Origin of the sequence: Marinobacter manganoxydans MnI7-9 (assembly GCF_000235625.1) — a bacterium.
Taxonomy (GTDB): domain Bacteria; phylum Pseudomonadota; class Gammaproteobacteria; order Pseudomonadales; family Oleiphilaceae; genus Marinobacter; species Marinobacter manganoxydans.
In genome coordinates this window covers 1-18,606 of record NZ_AGTR01000041.1, presented here as the reverse complement: position 1 = coordinate 18,606, position 18,606 = coordinate 1, and the positions used below count along the sequence as shown (strand labels likewise).

Sequence of the window (18,606 nt, the reverse complement as noted above, 5' to 3'; positions counted from 1 at the left end):
GACGAATGTCCATGGACACCAGCAAACACACCCTCAGTACTCTGTTCGAGCAACTAGGCCTGGCGTCCGACGCCAAAAGCATTGAGGATTTTGTCGCCAGGTACTCGCCCCTGCCGAGCGAAGTTGCCATCCAGGATGCTCCCATCTGGTCCGAAAGCCAGTCTCACTTCCTGGAAGAAGGCCTGGAGGAAGACAGCGACTGGGCGGAGGTGATCGACGAGCTGGACGCAATGATGCGTCACTGAACGTCGGCACTGTCGCTGATCATCACCTGGTCCCGGCCGGCGTCCTTGGCCTGATAGAGGGCCCGGTCGGCCCGGTCGAACACCGACTCCTCGGTGTCGCCGGCAATGAATCCCGCGAGGCCGGCTGAGAAGGTCACAGTGACCGGCTCGCCGCGGAAGTGGAACGGCAGCTTGCCGACATGTTCCCGCAACTTGTCCACCACTGCTCGCGCGTCCGAAGGTTCGGTTTCCGGGAACAACACCACGAATTCCTCGCCGCCAAAACGAGCCACAAAGTCCGTGGTGCGCAAGCGATCCCTGAACTCTCTCGCAACCAGCTGCAACACCCTGTCGCCGGCCTTGTGACCATAGGAGTCGTTGATCCGTTTGAAAAGATCGATATCCAGCACACCGATGGTCAACGGATGGCTGTAGCGTTGCCAGCGGTTGTACTCGAATGACAGTCGCTCCTGCCAGGCTTCACGGTTGGGCAACTCGGTAAGCAGGTCGGTCATGGCCCGGAGCCTCTCCTTACGGACCTGTTCCTGCATCTGCTCGGAGTGGGCCTCCATGGCCGCCACTTTCTCCTGCATGGCCTCAAGCTGCTCGGAGAGCGCACGCTCGCGCTCGGATTCCTGGGTACGGAAACGGCCTACCGCCTGACCAATGGACTCAAGATGACGACTGACCGACTGTTTGAGATCCTGAAGGTCATCGCTCTCCTGCAAACGTTGCCCGACCCGCTCAATTTCCTCGCGGATCTCGCGATCAAGGTGCTCTGAGGCATCCAGCCGGCCGCACTGGGCCGAGGACTGGGCCGAGAAGTGTTCCTTCAACAGCTCCAGACGTTCATCAAGGCGTTTGAGAAAGGCTTCGAATTCTCGCTTGCTCCGGGTAACTGCAGCGATGACCAGCTCAGCCACGTGGTTCAGGCCTTCGCGCAATTCGTTCCAGTCGTTACTGGCAAGCAGAGATTGCTGCAGCGCCCGTGCCCGGGCCTCGGCGGCGGGCTCAAGGGAGACCTGGGTAAGCATCTGACCCAACAGCTGGCCCACACGGCGGGCAATGCGCAACCGCTGGACGTTGTCCTCGATATCCTGTTCATTGCCCGGGAGGGACTCAGGCTGCTCGCTGCTTTCCGGTAAAGGTTCCGCGCTGACCTGTTGCTGCTGTTGCTGGGACTCTTGCTCTGGCTCTCGCGCCAGACGGGAGAAAAAGGAAGGCTTCCTGTCGTTGGCCGACTGGCGCTCATCGAGCAAGGCGACCTGGCGATCAATCTGATCCTGCAAGTCCTTCCAGGCGTCCACATCTACCCGGTTCTTCCGCAGGTCCTTCCGGATGCGAGCCAGCAACCGATCCAGCTCCGGGGTCTGGCCTTCGGAGGCGAGACTGGTGCGCACCAGCATGCGTTCAAGGGTATTCCGCTCCGCCTTCCACTGCTTTTCCCGATTGTCTGCAGACTCGAGTTCCTGAAGGTATTTTTCCTTCCAGGACTGATCCGATGCCATGGAGCGCTCCCGCCTATCCTTGCTGTACTGTTGATGTGTGAAAAACCCCTAGATGACCCGTGCTGGTCTCAGGAACTCTCGTCACTGGTTTTACCATGATACCGATCGCGTCGTGCTCTGGGGTGACTCTGGTCATAAACCCGGGCCAAATGTTGAAAATCAAGATGAGTATAGACCTGGGTCGTGGCAATGTCGGCATGGCCCAGAAGTTCCTGTACGGCACGAAGGTCACCACTGGATTCAAGCATGTGGCTGGCAAACGAGTGTCGCAGCAGGTGCGGATGGAGCTTCTGGTCGGCACCACGGCTGATTCCCCAACGGCTAAGGCGGGCCTGGATACTTCGGTGGCTGAGTCTTTCGCCCCGCTGGCTGACGAACAGAGCAGCCTCACCGTCATTGGCCAGCGCCGCTCTGTACGGTAGCCAGGCCTGTATGGCTGAAATGGCTTTTCGTCCGACGGGCAGCAGCCGTTCCTTGTCACCCTTACCCATCACGCGAACCTCACCACTGCGCAGATCGACGGTATCCAGATCCAGGCTTGCCAGCTCCGCCAGCCGCAACCCGGAAGAATACATCAGCTCGAACATACATAGATCCCGCACTTCCAGGGGATCGTCCGGCTGTCCGTCCAGTAGATGATTCAGTTGATCCACATCTGCAACGCGAGGCAGACGGCGGCCACTCTTGGGGGCCCGGATATCCAGCGCCGGATTATCCGATGCCAGCTTCTCCCTGAGCAGGAACTGGTAGAAACGGCGGGTCGCCGAGAGATGTCTGGCAATGCTCCGGCCTGACAACCCCTCCCGGCTGAGCGTCGCGACGTAGCGGCGCAGGTCGTGGTTGGTCACCCGTTGCCAGGCAACGAATCCACTGCGGCCCAACCAGTCCGCCAGACGCAAAAGGTCGCGCTGGTAGCTGTCGCAGGTTCTCGGAGAATGGCGTTTTTCAGAAGCCAGGTGCCGGATAAATTCCGCCAGCGGCCCGGTCAGCTCATTGGGCACTGTCGGACTCTCCGGGGCTTCTGACACTTTAGCGGGACTCCGTCGCCATGTCGGTGACCGGAGCAGCCGCTGTGTGGCGCTGCACCATGGGCGGCAGCAGGCGGCTTAGTGTGTCGCTGATGTAGCTCAGGAACAGGGAACCCATGCTCTGGTCAAAGTACCCCGGCTGGCAGCTACCGACCGCAAACACGCCCACCAGCTCGTCATGCCTCAGCGGCACCAGGGCGACCGAGGCAATGGGTTCTTCACGGTCCGGAAACAGGAACTCCCGTTCGCTTTCACGGAACTGACCGCACACAGCCCGCTCACCTTCCAGCAGGCTGCCCAGGCGCTCACGGGCCGCAGAAGGACTGACCACATGCAGGGCGCCTTGAGAGGCCTCAGGCAGCTCAACATCGGTAAACAACAACACGGAAGCGGCGTCGAGACCGAAATCACCACGGATACTGTCATCAATGGCAGCAGCCATATCGTTGAGCGTCCGCGCTTCAATCACCTGCATCAGCAAACGCTTGCTCTTCTCGAACAACCGGTCGTTATGGCGGGCGATGGATACAAGCTCTACCAACTCCCTGCGCAGGGTGTCCCGCTGCTCCCGGAACAGATGCACCTGGCGTTCGACCAGCGAAATGGCCCGGCCACTGTCGTGGGGCAGGGTCAGGCTGCGCAGCAGCTCGTCCTGGTCGATGAAGAAATCGGGGTTGGCGCGCAGGTAATCCGCCACCTCTTCCCGGGTGAGCTCACCGGCCTTCTGGCGGGCCGTTTGTTCTGTCATGGAGTACTCCTGGCTGTCAGGATCGTTGTTTATGGGGGCGAGCGCTCCTGCGTCGACGACCACCAGAATCACCCGGCAGCCTCAACTGCCCCTCAAATACGCTGGTTGCAGGCCCTTCCATCATAACAGGGGTCCCTTCACCCTGCCATTCAATGACCAGAGGGCCACCCCGCAATTCCACTTCCACGCGGGCATCCAGCAGGCCTCGCAGGCAGCCGGCCACCACGGCGGCACAGGCACCACTACCGCAGGCGAGGGTCTCGCCCGAGCCACGCTCAAACACCCGCAGGCGGACATGGGTACGATCCAGAATCTGGAGAAACCCGATGTTGGCCCGTGCCGGGAAGCGGGGATGCCGCTCGAGCTTGGGCCCCAGCGTTTCCACCGGCGCCTGGTCTACATCCTCAACCAGCAGCACACCATGGGGGTTACCCATGGACAAGGCGCTCAGTTCCACTGTCTGGCCGTCCACATCCACGGTGTAGACATCCTTTCGACGGTCGGCGGCGAACGGAATGGCCGGCGGATTGAACTCGGGCACGCCCATATTGACCATCACCATGCCTTCCCGGCCGACACGGAGCTCGATCACGCCCTTGGCGGTCTGGACGCGGATGACCTTTTTGTTGGTCAGTCGCTGGTCCCGGACAAACCGGGCGAAGCAGCGGGCACCGTTGCCGCACTGCTCCACCTCGGACCCGTCCGCATTGAAAATGCGGTAGCGGAAATCGACATCCGGCAGCCCGGGCGGCTCCACCACCAGCAACTGATCGAAGCCAATTCCGAAATTCCTGTTGGCCAGTTCGCGGATCATCTCGGGGCGCAGACGAAAAGGCTGGCTGATGGCATCCACCACCATAAAATCATTACCCAGCCCATGCATCTTGGTGAATCGAAGCATGGGGCCCTGGGTCCGGCGTTGCTGTGTCATCTCCTCGCTCCCGCTCATTCCGGAAGGCAGCTCTCGGGTGCGAGCTGGTCTTCGAGAGTTTCACGGCGGCGGACCACATGCACCTGGTCGCCATCGACCATGAGTTCCGGCGGCCGGTTCCGCGTGTTGTAGTTTGAGCTCATGACAAAGCCATAGGCTCCCGCAGAGCGAACCGCCAGCAGATCCCCGGCCTGCAGGCGCAGGTGACGGTCCTTGCCCAGGAAATCGCCGGTTTCACAGACCGGACCAACCAGATCCCAGGCCTTTTCCTCACCATCCTGGTGTGGCTTGACCGGGATAATCGCCTGCCAGGCGCTGTACAGGGCCGGCCGGATCAGATCATTCATGGCGGCATCAATGATGGCAAAATTCCGGTGCTCGGTGCACTTCAGGAATTCGACTCTGGTAACCAGGATGCCAGCGTTGGCGGCAATGGATCGGCCGGGCTCCAGAATCAGCTCCAGTTTGCGGTCACCCAGGCGCTCGGCCAGCGCTTTCACGTAATCCGACGGCTGTGGTGGCTGCTCATGGTTGTAGGTGACGCCCAGGCCACCGCCCATATCCAGGTGATGAATGTGGATGCCCTGGTCCGCCAGGGAATCAATCAGGGCCAGCACTCGGTCCAGTGCGTCGAGGAACGGTGACACGCTCGTCAGCTGTGAGCCGATGTGACAATCCACACCCTTCACGTCGAGATTCGGCATACCTGCCGCACGGGCATAGACCTGCGACGCTTCGGCAATATCAATCCCGAACTTGTTCTCTTTCAGACCCGTGGAAATATAGGGATGGGTACCGGCATCAACATCCGGGTTCACCCGCAGAGAGATCGGCGCCTTTACGCCGAGTTCTCCCGCCACCGCATTGAGCCTGTCCAGTTCGGTATCGGATTCGACGTTGAAGCAGCGCACGCCCACTTCAAGGGCCCGCTTCATTTCCCACTCCTGCTTGCCAACGCCGGAGAAGACCACCCGCGACGGATCACCACCGGCCCGCAGTACCCGCTCCAGCTCGCCGGCCGACACGATATCAAAGCCGGCACCGAGCCGCGCGAGAACGTTCAGCACCGCCAGATTGCTATTGGCTTTAACGGCGTAGCACACCAGATGCGGGTGATCCCGAAGGGCGTCATCATAGGCCCGGTAATGTCGCTCAAGCGTGGCGCGCGAATACACGTAGGCCGGTGTGCCAAAACGATCGGCAATGGCAGAGACAGGGATATCCTCGGCGTACAGCTCGCCGTCGCGGTAGTTGAAATGATCCATGAGTTTCCTGATTCGTTTAACGGGGCCGGGAGGCCATGGCGCTAGTCGCGGGTTTCTTCGCGATCGGGCTGCTCCTGGGCCGAATCCGGCCCGGACGTTATCGAAGCGGCCTGACTGTCACGGTACAACGGACCTTTCTGACCGCAACCGCTCACAACCAGAGCCAGCATCAACGTCATGATCGACAGAGTCCACGCTCGCATATCGGCTACCTACCCCTGAGTTCACTATGGGCGCAGTATACCTGACACCCGCCCCGGGCCGCGAGGTCAGCGAGTCCTCGCGAGGTGGCGGTTCAGGGAATCTTCCAGCACAGACCGGTAATACAGGTATTGGCTGGTCTGGATATCCTGCTGATACACCCGGGGGTCGAGGTCGTGGGGCAGGTGGATATCGGTCAGGTACACCGGGTAGACCTCATCGCTATGTCGGAGGGAGCGGATGTAGTGGGCCACTGCCGGAATCAACTGGTCGCCGTACTCCTGGACGCTGAATTCCTGGTCACCACAGAAAATGTCGAAGCGCAGGCGACTGTCGCCCTCGTGGATGCCCACGGCCTGCACCTCAAATCCGGGCAGAGGCACTCCCGAATCCGACTCCGGCCGGTACTCGGCCCGCCAGGCCCCGTCCCGCCGGACAATTTCGTAGCACTGGACGCCGGCCACAACGCCGGCGGAATCGGTATGGCGCAGCAATCGCCGCTCGATCAGGTTATCCAGGAAACGCAGTACCGGCACCAGCAAATGCCGTCGACTGGTCACCGCCTGTTCCCAGCTGAACACAGAACCCAGTTCGTCAACGACCCAGAGCCGGGCCTGATCGCCGAGAATACGATAAAACACCTGGATGTTGTCCGGTTCGCTGGCCAGGCAAACCGCCCGCAAGGCCGGCTCGTCCTGCAACGCGTAACGATCGAACACCACCGGCAGGTACCGCTCCTGGGGCAGCGCCAGATGCTCCATCAGCGCCTCAAAGCTGTCGAGTGCCACAAACCCCGGTTCCAGGCCGTTGAACTGGAGCAGGAAGTAGCGACGATCCATTTCAATCACATAGCGCAGCGGATGCGGGCCGGTACCTCCGGCAAAAAAGGGCCGGAGGACATCGGCAAACAGCTCCTGAACCCGGCGGGCAATGGCAGAGCCATGACCACGGTTGTGGCAGTGCACCTGAACGGCCGGCAATTCGTCGGGATTGGCTGCCACCGAGGCGAGAACATTCTTCAGGCACTGGATCAGTGTATCGCCCGCTGCGTAATGCTGGAGACTGACTTCATGCCAGCTGTTGAAGGTAATCTGGTCGATGCTGATGACCAGATTCTCCCGCCCGCCGCTAAAGCCCAGGGAATCGTGCCGGGAACTGAGCTTGTGAAGGCCCTTTTCCGTGAGGTGGGCCTGAGGGTCAATGCCGACGTTCACCAACAGCAGATTCCTCAATGGCCGGACGCCCCGGGACAACGCTTCCCGTTCCGCCGGGGCAATCGGAAATGGCAGGAACGCAGACAGGGCATCAAGCATTTCACGCAACTCGCTGACGGACGCAATACTGTTGCCCGACCGCACATTCAGCCGAGTCGAGCGGGTCAGCAGACCGTTGCAATAGCACCAGACCATCAGTTCCGCCAGATTGCCAGAGCGACGGATAACCGGCTGCCAGAAAGCGTCTGCCGGGTCTTCGAGGTCCCGGTAAAGCAGCCAGCCGTCGGCGTCGCCGCCCTGCTCCGACTGATGATGAAATGCCAGGTTTTCCTCCGCCAGCGACGGGGCCAGCCCGGGATTGATCTGCTCGATCTTGCCCGCCTTGCGCTGAAACGCGGCATAAAGCTTGCGGCCGAGGAGATTGATATCGTTGGCGCTGATGGCGGCGCGTTGGCCATGCTCCCTGGCCATTTTCGACAGCAGGCGGTAACCGTGGGTCAATTCGTTGACGATGGTGCGACGCAGGGTGGTGACATCCTCTGCCCGCCAGCGTTGACGATCATCCAGCTCCGCCAGCGTGTTTTCACTCCAGCCCCAACCTGTCACCAGCTGGCGCAGCAGGCGGGCACGCCACTGCTCACCGGAGACCTCGGACCGTGTCAGTGGCAAACCGGCTTTCAGATACAGGCTCCGGCGAATCAGGTCCAGCCTCGACGCCACTTCCGGCCCGGTCAGCCAGCCCTCCAGCCGATTGTAGAGCATGACGTAAGGGTCCAGACGGTCGGCATCGGTTTCGCCGCGGAAAACGGCCCGCTTGAACTGGCTGGACAACAGAGCCTCACCGGTGGTCCGCGCATAACATTCGATCAGAAGGAGTTTCAGAATCGACTTCCAGGGCGCATCAATCCCCTTGTACAACTGCCAGACGCCCGCACCAAGAAATTCTTCCTCCGGAATCGCCGGCACCGGGCCAAAATCGATATAGTCCTCGGCGCGCACAAACCGGTAATCTACCAGCTTGCGCATGCAGTCATCGTAGGTTTCCTCCCGCTCCGCAGGAATCAGCCACCACATGGGCCAGGCACCGGCCAGATGGATGCTGGTCCGATAGAACTCGTCCAGCAGCAGGAAATGCTGGGCGCTGCCACAGTTCTCGCCGGTCACCTCTACCCGTTGCCGACCGGCACGCCAATCCGAAGCACAGAAGACGAATACGTGCAGTTCGACACCGAAAGATTCCGCCCAGTGGGCCAGCTTCTCGGCTTTGCGCTCAAGACAGCGGATGCCCCGCTCGGGCAGGTCACTGCGGTGACAGAGCCAGACGTCGAGGTCACTGGCCACGGAATGGCCAAGGGTTCCCGGGCTGCCCATCAGGAACATGGCGTCCAGATCCGGTTTGCGCTTGCCTTCATCCTTCAGCGAAAAAGTCCGGGCCAGTCGACGAGCCGCATTGATGGTGGCCGGTGACGGCTGATAGTTGCTCAGGCCATAGGGGCAATCGCTGTCCAGGTAACCGGGCAGGGCCGGATGGTTGAGATGAAACACCAGCGGCAGAATTTCCAGCACCATCTGCTGGCGATAGGACAACGCAGAATGGGCACGGTCCCAGCGCTGCTGATTGACCAGCAGAAACCGGTCCCTCAGGCGACGGAGGGTCTTGCGATCTATTCCCTCCTCAAAGTCGAGGGAAATCGGGGCAACGTGGGCGGTCAAGGCGGCTCCGCAGAGAGGTTCTTTTCAGCATCAGTATGAGTATGATGTCGGCATCGTGGCAAAACCTTTAAAAAATAAAAGCTGCAGGACACGCGAGGCTTACCCGCTGTGAAAGAATTCATCATTCGCCGCTACCGTTCGGACCAGTCCGCGACCTCCGGGCGCCAGACCGTTTTACGCATCGACGATGAAGGAAAAGTTCTGTTCGCTGACCACCAGGCCGAGGCGGTGCTCGGTTATGAGAGCAGCGAACTGGAAGGCCAACCGGTGCACCGGATCCTGGCATCTCGCCAGGATGATCCCTTTGCACCGGCAAACCGCCACCGGATCGAGCGTGGCCAGAACGTCCTGGTGACCTTCCGGCACAAGGAAGGTTTCTTCTACACCGCCTGCCTGAGCCTGCGACTCGACGTTCGGGATTCCGACAAGGCGGCGAGTGCCACGATTGCCTTGTGCGACAGCTCAAGCAGGGATTCCCGCCTGTTGCGAGCAGCGGAGAGCAGTGCCGGTTTCGGGATCTGGGAACTGGACACCCGCACGAATGAAATGACCTGGACCGAGGGAATGTTCCAGCTTCTCGAGCTGAGACCGGGCGCCGAAATCACGCCCGAACAGGCGCTTTTCTACTGCCAGACCGGCCAGGCCAGGGTCCGGGCCATGTTCCGCCGTTGCCTCCGAACCGGAGACGCATTCTCCCTCAACCTCGATATCGTTACCTCGCAACAGAACCATCGGCGGGTGACGCTCAGTTGTCGGGCTCTGAAACAGGGCGGCCGGATTACCGGGCTCGGCGGCACCCTGGTAGACCGGACCGCCGATATGAAACTCGACAGGGCTCGCCAGCACGCAAACACCATGCTCGCAGCGGTCACCAGCGCCACCTCCGATCTGGTTGTGGCGGTCGATCTCTCGTTCAACCTGCTCCACTTCAATGACGCCTGGGCCAGACAGTTTGCCGAAACCTTTGGCGGGCGCCCGGAGGCAGGCGACAACCTGAGCGACTTGCTTCAGGAGTTCCCGAACGAACGCAGGCTGATGGAACGGCTCTGGCACCGGGCCTTCGAACGTGACAACTTCGTGGTCGAGATGCCCATGGCCCAGCAGTCGCGCCAGCTACCAGTGCATGAATTCCATTACCAGCGCCTGACCAACGACCAGGGAGAAATCACCGGCGCGGTGCACGTGGCCCGTCGCATTGAGCCCAGGCTGAATCACGCCTCCAGTGAGGAATACCGGATACGTCACGATCCGGTTACCGGCCTGATGAACAGAAAGGCATTCATCGCTCGGGTATTAAGAACCCTGGAGCAGAAAACCCATCGGGAATCCTGCGACAGCCTGCTCTACCTGGATCTGGATGAATTCGAACGCTTTAACGATCTTGCTGGCAGCGGCACCTGTGATCGCTACCTCAGGGAGCTGGCCGGCAACCTCGGCGTGCGCGTCCGGCAGCGTGACGCCCTCGCCCGCCTCGCTGGCGACACCTTCGCCCTTCTGATCGAGAACTGCCCGGAAGCGCGGGCCCGCAAGATTGCCCAGGAAACCCTTGATTTGATCGGCGACTTTGTCTTCGACTGGCAGGGTCACAGCCTCCAGACCACCGCATCGGGCGGCCTGTTGATTCTGGACAACGACGTCCCTGCGGATCCGGAGCAGCTTCTGGTCCAGGCTGCGGACCTGTGCCACACCGCCAAAACCTCCGGACGCAACCGGGTTCACGCGGCCAGCGCTATTGCCAACCAGACGGACGATTCAGTGGCCAGCAAACGGGTCGAGCAGATCCGCGACGCGCTGGACAAACAGTCGCTGATTCTGGAATACCAGGCCATGAGGCCGGTGGCCAGCCCCACCTGGGGCGATCACATCGAAATCCTCTGTCGGATTCCAACAACGTCGGATGATGAGACGACACTCCTGCCCGACGATTTCCTGCCCATTGCGGAACGGTTTGACCTGGCAAAGCGCCTGGATCGCCAGGTGATCCGGCAAACCCTGGAATGGCTCGGTAACCAGCCCTTGCTGGAACCCCGATTGAAGTACTGTGGATTTAACCTGTCACTGGCAACTGTGTTGGATGACACCTTCGCCGACTTCATGGCCGATGCCCTGAACCAATCCCCGTTTGCCCCGGACTGTTTCTGCCTGGAAATCCGTGAGGCCCACGCCACCCAGTATCCCGACGACGTGGCCGTGCTTTGCGACGCCCTGCATCGGGCAGGCTTCCGCGTCGCCCTGGACGGTGCCGGCGCATCGGTGGAAAGCTACAGCCTGGCGGCGAGATTACCCGTGGATATCATCAAACTGGACCGGAGAATGGTTCAGCAGCTGGAGGAGGACCCGGTGCAGCAGGTGATGCTGGAAGCACTGCACCGGATTGCCGAGGCCGCCGGCAAAGTGACGGTGGCCACGTTTATCGAAAGCGACGATGCCCTTCGCAAGGTACGGACTCTGGGCATTCACTACGGACAGGGCTACCGGCTATGCCGACCTGAGCCACTGGACGAACTCACGCCGGCGGCGGTAGACCTCGCTACAGGGCGAATCGGCGGTTAACCGTTTCGCCCCGCTGAGTGCGCCGGCTCAACCCAGCTGGTTGCGGGCCCGACCGACCGCCGCACGCACCTGATCCGGCGCTGTGCCACCGAGATGATCACGGGCCTGGACCGAACCTTCCAGGGTCAGCACATCGAAAACATCGGGGCCGATATGATCGGAGAACTGCTGCAGCTCTTCGAGGGTCATATCAGACAGGTCACGACCTTCAGCCACACCGAACGCCACGGACTTGCCCACGATCTCGTGGGCGTCCCGGAAAGGCACGCCTTTCTTGACCAGGTAATCCGCCAGATCGGTAGCGGTCGAGAAACCGCGCTTGGCTGCCACTCTCATGTTATCGGCCTTGGAGCGAATGGCCGGAATCATGTCGGCGTAGGCTTTCAGGCAGCCCTTGATGGTATCGACCGTGTCGAACAGTGGTTCCTTGTCTTCCTGGTTGTCCTTGTTGTAGGCCAGCGGCTGGCTTTTCATCAGGGTCAGCAGGCTGATCAGGTGGCCATTGACACGACCGGTCTTGCCCCGGACCAGTTCCGGCACGTCGGGGTTCTTTTTCTGGGGCATGATGGACGAGCCGGTGCAGAACCGGTCCGGCAGATCAATGAAGTCGAACTGGGCGGAGGTCCATAGCACAAGCTCCTCGCTGAATCTGGAAAGATGCGTCATCAGCAGTGCCGCAAAGCTGCAGAACTCGATGGCAAAATCCCGGTCGCTGACAGAGTCCAGGCTGTTCTCGGTGGGCCGGTCGAAGCCCAGCAGTCGGGCGGTCATTGCCCGATCAATGGGATAGGTAGTGCCTGCCAGGGCCGCTGCGCCCAGGGGCATTACGTTCACCCGCTTGCGGCAATCCTGCAGACGCTCGGCATCCCGAACCAGCATCTCGTACCAGGCCAGCAAGTGGTGCCCGAAGGTCACCGGCTGGGCAGTCTGCAGATGGGTGAAGCCGGGCATGATGGTGTCCGCCTCGCGCTCGGCGAGATCCAGCAGGCCAGATTTCAGGCGATTCAGTTCCTCGGCAATCACGTCGATCTCGTCCCGCAGGTACAGACGGATATCGGTGGCTACCTGATCGTTGCGGCTTCGGCCGGTGTGCAGCTTCTTGCCCGTAATACCGATACGGTCGGTGAGGCGTGCTTCAATGTTCATGTGCACGTCTTCAAGGCTGACCGACCACTGGAAGTTGCCGGCCTCGATGTCTGCCTTGACGCCTTTCAGGCCCTCAATGATCTGGTCCCGCTCGTCGGCGGTAAGCACGCCAACCTCGGCCAGCATGGTGGCATGGGCAATGGAACCGGTGATGTCGTGATGGTACAGGCGCTGGTCAAATCCCACAGATGCAGTAAATTTTTCAACAAAGGCATCGGTGGGTTCACTGAAGCGCCCGCCCCAGGGTTTTTCAGAGCTTGTGGTCTGGTCAGACTTTTTCTGATCCGTCATGATTTTAGTCCTATAGTAACATGTAACTTTTGCTTAAGCGTCTGTTTTCACGTGGAATTGTAAAAGTGACACTTTTTGCTATTTTTCGGGTAATTTTGTCCTCATTGTAACGCTTCAAGATTCTGGAATCGCGCTAAATATCGTAGGACGGCTGGGGGTTGCCAAACATATCTTGGGTGGTTGCTGTTCGAACTCGGCATGGGGAAAATTTTCCTAAAGCCTAAAATCGTTCGTAAAGGTCGCAAAGCGAACATTCGGGCAAGGCGGTCAAGGCCTATGCAATGGCCTCCGTTTTGGAATCGGGCGTTTAATGTGTATCCGAGTAAGTCCACTGATAGTGGTGCGTAGCCCTAGAAATCTAATCGGACCTCAAGAGAGTACGCGATCGGGAACGCTTCAACAGACTGCCAGAAACAAAACAAAAAACACAAAGCAGAATTTCCTCGCAAAATCATCAATGTTGATGGGGAATGGATCGGGCAGCGCTAGACAGGCAAACATTACCATTCCCGGTCAACCCTACCGCCAATCAACCCTACCGCCAAAGCACCTTTTGAAATTGTCTCCAGTCGAAAAATTAGCGATACGTGCCATACTCGAAAAGGCCGCGACAAACGAATGGCAGTAGTTTTCTTTAAGGGCAAAAGGGACGACTTGTGACGGATCACGCTTTTACGGATTTCGAACAACTGATTCTTAACAGCAAGAATCAACTCGGCACATCAATTCTATTGGTACTTGCCTGGATTGCATCCAGTGACGGGCATATTGATACACAAGAAGCCAAACAACTATCTGAGATCTCTGCAGCATCCAAACATGGCATCTCGGTCCAGCCCATCATCCGTCTTGCCCAGAAACGTGACATCGAAGCATTACAGCTTGCATGCGAAATCGTTGCCTCAGACTTTGTTGATGAGAAAGCCCTCCGGTTTCTGGAAATGGCTATTGGTATGGCCATAGCGGATGGACGATTGCTACCCAGCGAAAACCACATTTTACGGTTCCTTGCCGATTTGCTTGGAGTGAGCAATAGTAGCTTGAATGAGATATTCATCAATGTGACTGGCCGGGCAATTCCCTTTCCATCCGATGTAAGCTCAGCTGAGTATTGGCGTGAACGCGACAATGGCAATCGAAGGTCGGACCATTCCACCAGTGATAAAGCCGACCACCCCAGTAAGGCAATTGCAGCCTATGCGACGCTCGGGCTTGAGCCTGGTGCTAGCAAAGAAGCCATAAAACAATCCTATCGGAGACTCGCGCAAATACATCACCCTGACCGATTCACCGCACTTGGTGAAGAATCTGTCGCTGCTGCATCTCAAACTTTTGTTCGCATTCGCGAAGCGTATGAGTATTTGGTGAAGTATGCGTGATCTCTATCGTCGACTCGGAATCAAGCCAACAGCATCATCAGATGAAATCCAGAAAGCGCTAAAATCGATCGGGGAAACAAAGCTTAAAGCCGATGTGACAGAAGCTTTGCTCAATGAAGGAAGGCGCAAAACCTATGATCAGGTGCACTCTACCCTGTCAGACATTGGCAAACTCCGGGCGAAGCTCAGACTAAGTAGCGGAGACAATTGGCGGGATTCCGGCAATGGAGATTTCAACAACCATGCCGAATCGCCATCCTCTGCCAGCCTGACACTGGAGAATAAACTCCGCGATCGTGCAATCAAAGCCCAAAAGCAGTCCCTGACTCGCCGGCTCGGATCGGCGCTGGCCCCTTTCATAATTGCTCCGCTCGCTGTGGGTGTTTTTTTCATCCTTGTTTCGAATGACAACTCGCCCGGCACCGACAGATCTTATGAAGAGTCGACACAGCAAACCGGAAGCAGCACCACAACGCCTTATCAAAATAGTTCGAACACTAACAGCAGCAATTCATATCCCGAGTTCAATGAGCCTGTTATGCCGCTGCCACAGACTGGTGCTATGGAAAGGTACACCGGGCAATTGGGGGAGGCCCCTCTGCAGATCAAAACCAGCTCCGGAGCGAACTATCTTGTTCGGCTTGAGGATATGAGTTCAGGGGAAAACGTGATGGATATTTTCGTGCGAGGCGGGACGACGGTAGAGGTCGAGGTCCCTCTTGGAACATTTGAACTGAAGTATGCTGCCGGCCAAAAATGGTATGGAATGCCCCACCTATTTGGACCTGAAACGACCTACAGCAAAGCCGACACTGCTTTCCGATTCTTCATCGAAGGACAGCAAGTCAGAGGTTACACGGTCACTCTGTATCAGGTACAGGGAGGCAATCTGCAGACAAGTAAGATTAATCCAGGTCAGTTCTGATTGCTTCCGAAAGCACCCTCTCAGGAGCACAGCGTAGCTTTTCTCCAAGATAACTCCTGAATTCGAAAAAACCGAACTGCTAAAGCCGCGCCCGACTAGGGCGTCCGGTAGACGGCCGCTAGGCCCTGGATGTAGTGGAACAATTTGTTAGGACTTAATCAGATGATCGACAAAGTGTTCGTGCATTCGATACATAGGACAGTTGCCGGGCGTTATATCCGAAATGAAACCCTCTCTTTCGAGAAACAATACTGCTGGCTGCAAATTCGGAAGCTTATCCGTGTGGTATTGAAAACAAGGCTCTGTGAGGAAACCAATCGAAGTCTTGCTGGATTTGACGAAAAAAGCCCGAGTGTCTCGGTGCTCAGGGTTGGAGAAATCCTCTTTCATCTCTTCGATGAGATCAGGAAACCGGGTCTCTACCTCCCGCCACAATCTTTCGTTCTCCTTGACCTGCTTTTTCTCGCGACGCGAGTCAGTGAATCGATCAGCCATGTAGTTGCCGGCTGCGCCAGTAGCAGTGCCAACTAAAAATCCGACTACTAGTGAGAAAAAATCCATATCGTCCTAACGCCCCCCCTCTGTCAGCCTAGTTGTCCAGTTGGCGATTTAGCCTGAATTAATAATTCAGGGGCGGCATGGGAGCATTCATGCCACGTTATTCCGAAGAACGAAAAGCTGCCGTGCTGAAGAAGCTGTTGCCACCGCAGAACCGCAGTGTCTTGTCAGTGTCGGTGGAGGAAGGCATATCCGATGTGACTCTGTATAGTTGGTTGAAACAGTGTCGACAACAAGGAATGCCCGTGCCAGGTAATCGTAATACCGGGGAAGACTGGTCCCCCGAAGCCAAGCTGGCCGTTGTAGTGGAAACGGCCTCTATGTCTGAAGCTGAACTCAGCGCTTATTGCCGCGAGAAAGGCTTGTATCCAGAACAGGTACAGCGCTGGAAAGAAGCCTGCCTCCAGGGCGCTGGCATGCAGGAAGGCCTGGATAAAGCGGCTCAGAAGGAGAAACGAGAGTCCCGAAAAACCATCAAAAAACTGAAAGCGGAAGTGCGCCGCAAAGACAAGGCTCTGGCTGAGACCACCTCGCTGCTGGTGCTGTCAAAAAAGCTCGAAGCCTTGTACGGCGAGGATCCGGACAGCGGCGAGGACAACTAACGCCACTGGACGAACGTGCAAGGCTTCTGGAGCTGTTTGATGAAGCCGTTAGCGGTGGTGCTGCCCGGTACAAGGTGGCCCAGATCATCGATATCAGCGAGCGCACATTGAAGCGCTGGCGAGGCGTTGACGGTTTGGTTGCTGAAGATCAGCGCCCTGAGTCAGAGCCGATCGAGCAGCCCCATAAACTCACACAAGCCGAGGAGCTGGCCATTCTGAGTGCGTGTAATCAACCTCAGTATCGGAGTTCGCCACCGTCGCAGATCGTGCCGTCGCTGGCTGACAAAGGCGTCTATCTGGCCTCTGAGTCGTCGTTTTACCGGGTGCTGAAGAAGCATCAGCAACAGAACCACAGAGGGCGTATGAAGCCGCCTCGCAAGGTGCCGGAGCCAACCAGCTTTACCGCGACAGGCCCGAACCAGGTGTGGAGTTGGGACATCAGCTATTGCCCGTCAGCGGTGCGTGGCCAGCATTGGTATCTGTACCTGATCATGGACATTTATAGCCGCAAGATCGTGGCCTGGGAAATCCATGAAGCAGAATCCGGTGAACTGGCCAAGAAGCTGGTTGAGCGTGCATTGCTGCGCGAGGGCTGCTGGCACAATCCGCCGGTACTGCACTCCGACAATGGCGCGCCGATGACGTCTTACACGCTCAAAGCCAGGCTGGCCGATCTGGGCATGCTGATGTCCCACAGCCGGCCGAGAGTCAGCAACGATAATCCTTACTCGGAGTCGCTGTTCCGGACCGTCAAATACTGTCCGGAGTGGCCGTCAAAAGGCTTTAAATCGCTCACGGCTGTGCGTGACTGGATGCTGGCGTTCGAGTACGCCTACAACGAACAGCACCTGCACAGCGGTATCCGGTTCGTGACACCGGCGGATCGCCACCGTGGTGTTGATCATGAGCACCTGGCACACCGGAAAATGGTTTATGAAAGAGCAAAGCGCCGGAATCCGCGGCGCTGGTCTGGCCCCACCCGAAACTGGGAAGTGACCGGACCGGTATCGCTCAACCCTGGCAAATTGCAGGAAGTTGAGCGCAATAAACTGGCCGCTTAAAAGCGGTCATTTGGACAACTAGGTTGAAAATCGCCGCGCCCGCCATCACCGGTGACGAAGCCGCAGCGAAGCGGAGGTTTTGACATCCGGTTCCTGGCTTGGTTAGACCTCTTCTGATCCTCTCGACTGACGCGTCTACTCATGGAGCACGAACCCCTTCGTGACATATCCGGAGCCAATCCCCAGCTACGCGGATTTTGAAATCAGTTGAGTTACCGGTCAGCTCTTCAATCTTTGATGGAGTGATAGACACCGTCTTCGCTAATCTTTTTTTGTTGCTTAAGCGCTCAACAAGGCCTTGCGAATAATATTCGCGGAGAATCCATTGGTTTTTACCATCGATCTGGATTTCTTCCCATGTAAACAAGCCGTTGGATGCGGGACATCTGGTGCAAGCCTCGATGAATGTGGATGCGACGGTTGCAGCCTCTTTGCCCACGAACTCGTATTGCGGGATCGATCTTGGATTCTGTTGAAAGAAGTTTTGAATGGCTCTAACGGCGTCACGTTCAATGCTGGCATGGCGCTTCACATCCGCCAGTCTTGAATAGCTTGAAACTGCCACGAGAAATTGCGCCCACAGAGTCTCTCCGCACTTTTTCTTGGCGCTCTGGGTAGCTTCAGAAAAGTCTTTTCCCGAGAGTAGAAAAATATACCCATTTACGTGGAGTGCCCAAAAATCATCAAACCTAGAAATCCCCTCTTTCATCGTCCCTCTACTTCAAAGGGCCAGCTCAGACATTGACGCCAAAACTTCTTACCCTTGCAGTATGCGCGCCCAAGAAATGGAGCCGAAGGCGCAATGTAATAGGCGTCGCTGTGCCTGCGATGATTAGATATCCTCCAAAATTTGGCTTCTAGCATTTTTATACTCATCCTCGGTGATCAGATTCTTAGAACGCAGATCCTCAAGGGCTTGCAGCCTCTCTTCGATACTGCCGGGCTCTGAGTTGAGTGATTCCAAACCCTCAATTTTTATCGTTCCGCCATCTCGGAGAGAGGCCTTTTCATGAAGCCGGAACGCATCTCTTTCCAGAAGGTAATCCCCGCGCTCAATCCTTTCCACACCTACTCTTGTTCCCACTGCTTCGAACTTTTCCAGTGCTGCCTCATATATACGCTCATCCATCGATGGCCCTCGAATTATGAGGGTTCCCTCACCGGACACCTCCGGATAATAACCACGCACAATTTTCCCTGCATTCGTTCTCCCCTCAGCGGGGAAAACTCTGATGATTGATGTCCAACCCTATGTGTCA

15 protein-coding genes and 1 pseudogene are annotated in these 18,606 nt (G+C 57.8%); 6 read left to right on the top strand and 10 right to left on the bottom strand.

Annotated features, from left to right (window positions below; genetic code table 11):
* The first annotated feature begins 11 nt into the window (after window positions 1–11).
* Window positions 12–245, top strand: a complete 234-nt coding sequence (locus KYE_RS10950) for a DUF2789 domain-containing protein (protein ID WP_008173223.1) — start codon at window positions 12–14, stop codon at window positions 243–245.
* Here the strand turns inward: KYE_RS10950 and KYE_RS10945 are convergent.
* From KYE_RS10945 to KYE_RS10920, 7 genes are all read right to left on the bottom strand, one after another.
* Entirely contained in the window at window positions 239–1,732 is a 1,494-nt protein-coding gene (locus tag KYE_RS10945) for a GGDEF domain-containing protein (RefSeq protein WP_008173222.1), read from the bottom strand. The two genes, KYE_RS10950 and KYE_RS10945, sit on opposite strands and share 7 nt — an antisense overlap.
* A gap of 68 nt (window positions 1,733–1,800) precedes the next feature.
* Complete coding sequence (gene xerC, locus KYE_RS10940; protein WP_008173215.1) at window positions 1,801–2,733, bottom strand: tyrosine recombinase XerC; 933 nt, start codon at window positions 2,731–2,733, stop codon at window positions 1,801–1,803.
* A gap of 28 nt (window positions 2,734–2,761) precedes the next feature.
* Window positions 2,762–3,508 (bottom strand): DUF484 family protein, encoded by a 747-nt coding sequence (locus KYE_RS10935; protein WP_008173212.1) that lies wholly within the window; start codon window positions 3,506–3,508, stop codon window positions 2,762–2,764.
* A 16-nt stretch (window positions 3,509–3,524) separates the two neighbouring features.
* Entirely contained in the window at window positions 3,525–4,439 is a 915-nt protein-coding gene (gene dapF, locus KYE_RS10930; RefSeq protein WP_008173211.1) for a diaminopimelate epimerase, read from the bottom strand.
* Window positions 4,440–4,453: 14 nt separating this feature from the next.
* Window positions 4,454–5,704: a diaminopimelate decarboxylase gene (lysA, locus tag KYE_RS10925; RefSeq protein WP_008173209.1), complete on the bottom strand. Its 1,251-nt coding sequence runs from the start codon at window positions 5,702–5,704 to the stop codon at window positions 4,454–4,456.
* Window positions 5,705–5,745: 41 nt separating this feature from the next.
* Window positions 5,746–5,907 (bottom strand): LPS translocon maturation chaperone LptM, encoded by a 162-nt coding sequence (gene lptM, locus KYE_RS21145; RefSeq protein WP_227497818.1) that lies wholly within the window; start codon window positions 5,905–5,907, stop codon window positions 5,746–5,748.
* A gap of 66 nt (window positions 5,908–5,973) precedes the next feature.
* Window positions 5,974–8,832 carry a class I adenylate cyclase gene (locus KYE_RS10920; RefSeq protein WP_008173203.1) on the bottom strand — a complete coding sequence of 953 codons (2,859 nt, stop codon included), beginning with the start codon at window positions 8,830–8,832 and terminating at the stop codon, window positions 5,974–5,976.
* A gap of 108 nt (window positions 8,833–8,940) precedes the next feature.
* On the opposite strand from KYE_RS10920, the gene KYE_RS10915 reads away from it, so the two are divergent.
* A complete protein-coding gene (locus KYE_RS10915; RefSeq protein ID WP_008173202.1) occupies window positions 8,941–11,385 on the top strand; it encodes an EAL domain-containing protein in 2,445 nt (814 codons plus the stop codon).
* Window positions 11,386–11,412: 27 nt separating this feature from the next.
* Here KYE_RS10915 and argH read toward each other — a convergent pair whose 3' ends face one another.
* A complete protein-coding gene (gene argH, locus KYE_RS10910; protein WP_008173200.1) occupies window positions 11,413–12,822 on the bottom strand; it encodes an argininosuccinate lyase in 1,410 nt (469 codons plus the stop codon).
* A 656-nt stretch (window positions 12,823–13,478) separates the two neighbouring features.
* Between argH and KYE_RS10905 the strand changes: the two genes are divergently transcribed.
* The 4 genes and pseudogenes from KYE_RS10905 to KYE_RS10885 all read left to right on the top strand — a co-directional run bounded on the left by KYE_RS10905 (window position 13,479) and on the right by KYE_RS10885 (window position 17,347).
* Window positions 13,479–14,201, top strand: a complete 723-nt coding sequence (locus tag KYE_RS10905) for a TerB family tellurite resistance protein (RefSeq protein ID WP_008173197.1) — start codon at window positions 13,479–13,481, stop codon at window positions 14,199–14,201.
* Entirely contained in the window at window positions 14,194–15,126 is a 933-nt protein-coding gene (locus tag KYE_RS10900) for a hypothetical protein (protein WP_008173194.1), read from the top strand. The genes KYE_RS10905 and KYE_RS10900 overlap by 8 nt, the downstream gene beginning before the upstream one ends.
* A gap of 162 nt (window positions 15,127–15,288) precedes the next feature.
* Window positions 15,289–15,657 carry a hypothetical protein gene (locus KYE_RS21665; RefSeq protein ID WP_193364074.1) on the top strand — a complete coding sequence of 123 codons (369 nt, stop codon included), beginning with the start codon at window positions 15,289–15,291 and terminating at the stop codon, window positions 15,655–15,657.
* Between the two features lie 119 nt (window positions 15,658–15,776).
* Window positions 15,777–17,347 (top strand): annotated as a pseudogene (locus KYE_RS10885) (IS3 family transposase).
* 139 nt (window positions 17,348–17,486) lie between these two features.
* Here the strand turns inward: KYE_RS10885 and KYE_RS10880 are convergent.
* Both KYE_RS10880 and KYE_RS10875 read right to left on the bottom strand, forming a co-directional pair.
* On the bottom strand, window positions 17,487–18,056 hold the full coding sequence (locus tag KYE_RS10880; RefSeq protein ID WP_008173190.1) for a hypothetical protein: 570 nt from the start codon (window positions 18,054–18,056) through the stop codon (window positions 17,487–17,489).
* A 123-nt stretch (window positions 18,057–18,179) separates the two neighbouring features.
* Window positions 18,180–18,476: a hypothetical protein gene (locus KYE_RS10875; RefSeq protein WP_008173189.1), complete on the bottom strand. Its 297-nt coding sequence runs from the start codon at window positions 18,474–18,476 to the stop codon at window positions 18,180–18,182.
* Window positions 18,477–18,606 lie beyond the last annotated feature (130 nt).

Bases quoted from the DNA above. Each gene is read 5' to 3' on its own strand.
- KYE_RS10945 (WP_008173222.1), bottom strand. From the start codon at position 1,732: ATGGCATCGGATCAGTCCTGGAAGGAAAAATACCTTCAGGAACTCGAG.
- lysA (WP_008173209.1), bottom strand. From the start codon at position 5,704: ATGGATCATTTCAACTACCGCGACGGCGAGCTGTACGCCGAGGATATC.
- KYE_RS10880 (WP_008173190.1), bottom strand. From the start codon at position 18,056: ATGAAAGAGGGGATTTCTAGGTTTGATGATTTTTGGGCACTCCACGTA.
- KYE_RS10875 (WP_008173189.1), bottom strand. From the start codon at position 18,476: ATGGATGAGCGTATATATGAGGCAGCACTGGAAAAGTTCGAAGCAGTG.
- lptM (WP_227497818.1), bottom strand. From the start codon at position 5,907: ATGCGAGCGTGGACTCTGTCGATCATGACGTTGATGCTGGCTCTGGTT.
- KYE_RS10935 (WP_008173212.1), bottom strand. From the start codon at position 3,508: ATGACAGAACAAACGGCCCGCCAGAAGGCCGGTGAGCTCACCCGGGAA.
- KYE_RS10950 (WP_008173223.1), top strand. From the start codon at position 12: ATGGACACCAGCAAACACACCCTCAGTACTCTGTTCGAGCAACTAGGC.
- KYE_RS21665 (WP_193364074.1), top strand. From the start codon at position 15,289: ATGATCGACAAAGTGTTCGTGCATTCGATACATAGGACAGTTGCCGGG.
- KYE_RS10900 (WP_008173194.1), top strand. From the start codon at position 14,194: ATGCGTGATCTCTATCGTCGACTCGGAATCAAGCCAACAGCATCATCA.
- dapF (WP_008173211.1), bottom strand. From the start codon at position 4,439: ATGACACAGCAACGCCGGACCCAGGGCCCCATGCTTCGATTCACCAAG.
- argH (WP_008173200.1), bottom strand. From the start codon at position 12,822: ATGACGGATCAGAAAAAGTCTGACCAGACCACAAGCTCTGAAAAACCC.